2 protein-coding genes and 1 pseudogene are annotated in these 1,650 nt (G+C 51.6%); 2 read left to right on the top strand and 1 reads right to left on the bottom strand.

Annotated features, from left to right (window positions below; genetic code table 11):
* Nucleotides 1-221: pseudogene (locus AC9UEP_RS05990) on the bottom strand (4-hydroxy-3-methylbut-2-enyl diphosphate reductase); the annotation flags it as partial.
* A gap of 26 nt (nt 222-247) precedes the next feature.
* Between AC9UEP_RS05990 and xseA the strand changes: the two are divergent.
* On the top strand, nt 248-1,453 hold the full coding sequence (xseA, locus tag AC9UEP_RS05985; RefSeq protein ID WP_509545097.1) for an exodeoxyribonuclease VII large subunit: 1,206 nt from the start codon (nt 248-250) through the stop codon (nt 1,451-1,453).
* 23 nt (nt 1,454-1,476) lie between these two features.
* Nucleotides 1,477-1,650: exodeoxyribonuclease VII small subunit (locus AC9UEP_RS05980; protein ID WP_509545100.1), on the top strand; the 174-nt coding region annotated here is incomplete at its 3' end.

Below are 1,650 nucleotides of genomic sequence, written 5' to 3'. Positions count from 1 at the left end.
GAAAAGACAACTGTGGCACCTTCTGGCACTTCATCAGTTTCATTAACAAAAATCACTCCGCGCTTTTCCAGCGTTGAGACCACATGCTTGTTGTGGACAATTTCTTTTCGGACATAGACCGGAGCCCCATAGAGTTCCAGCGATTTTTCAACGGCAATCACTGCGCGATCAACGCCGGCGCAATAGCCACGAGGCGCGGCTAAGAGAACTCTTCTACTCATAAGGGTCAGTCTAATAGGCTCACCCCATGTTCGAAACTTCACGTGAAGCCCCGGCGCCAGTGCGCGTGGTTTCAGAGGCGATAAAAGAGTATGTAGATCGTCTTGGCCCCATCTGGATTGAGGGCGAGATTTCAGAACTTAATGAACGCAGTGGTGGCATGGCATTTATGCGACTGCGCGATACCAGTGCAGATATGAGCCTTTCTGTGATGTGTCACAAATCAGTATTAGCCAGCGTGCAACCACTGCCGGCAAATGCTCGCGTTGTCATCTATGCCAAGCCTTCCTGGTTTACTAAAAACGGCTCACTGACGATGTCTGCCAAAGAGATTAGCCAAGTGGGTGTGGGCGAACTTCTTGCACGTCTGGAAGCACTGAAAGAGAAGTTAGCTGCCGAAGGTTTATTTAGTGAGAGCAGAAAGATTGCACTACCCAGACTGCCACGAAAAGTTGGGCTTATTTGCGGTCGCAATACCGATGCAGAAAAAGATGTGGTGGAAAATGCCCGCCGCCGCTGGCCAGCAGTTGAATTTGAAATCCGGGAAGTAGCAGTGCAGGGCGCCGCCGCTGTGGTTGAAGTGTCAGCGGCACTGAGAGAGCTTGAGGATGACCCGGATGTGGATGTCATCATCATTACTCGTGGTGGTGGCTCCTTTGAAGACCTACTTCCTTTTAGTGATGAGTCACTGGTTCGATTAGCATCGCAGTGCACGACACCGATTGTCAGCGCCATCGGCCATGAGAAAGATGCACCACTTCTTGACTATGTCGCCGACTACCGCGCATCTACTCCCACCGATGCCGCCAAGCGCGTGGTGCCAGATATTGCGCAAGAAATTAGCGATATCGAAAAGATTCGAGATCGCATGTATCGAACGCTGGTCTCCACCATTGGCTATGAGATCAATCTGATTGCTCAATTACGAAACCGCCCGGTGATGAAAGACCCGCAGCTGATGGTGACTTCCCGCCGCGATGAAATAAAGGCGCTGCGAAATAGATCTATTCGCAGCTTTGCATCGATTATTGAAATTGAGAAGAAAGAGCTCACCGGAGTGCGCGCCCACCTGCGTTCACTCTCACCACAATCAACGATGGACCGCGGGTATTCGGTGGTGCAGTTAGCAGATGGCACAATCCTGCGCGATGCCACAAAGGTGAAGGTGGGCACTCGTTTGCGCATTCGCGTGGCAAAAGGTGAGACCGCAGCCACCGTTAGTTCTCCCGAATAACTACAAGAGAGTAGATTGTTCTCATGGCCGCTAAAGATGCACCGCCCTCCTATGAAGCAGCTCGTGATGAGCTGGCCGAGATCGTTGAATCACTAGAAGATGGCAGCGCCACCCTGGAAGAGTCACTGAAGTTATGGGAACGCGGAGAAGAGCTAGCAAAGATCTGTCAGCAATGGCTCGATGGCGCGAAGAAGAAG

The sequence above is a fragment of the Candidatus Planktophila sp. genome (assembly GCF_040402315.1).
GTDB lineage: Bacteria > Actinomycetota > Actinomycetes > Nanopelagicales > Nanopelagicaceae > Planktophila.
The sequence above is the reverse complement of the archived record's forward strand: the minus strand, read 5'-3'. Positions and strand labels throughout refer to the sequence as shown.

Excerpts from the sequence above, each read along its gene's own strand:
- xseA (WP_509545097.1), top strand. The coding sequence starts at position 248 with ATGTTCGAAACTTCACGTGAAGCCCCGGCGCCAGTGCGCGTGGTTTCA.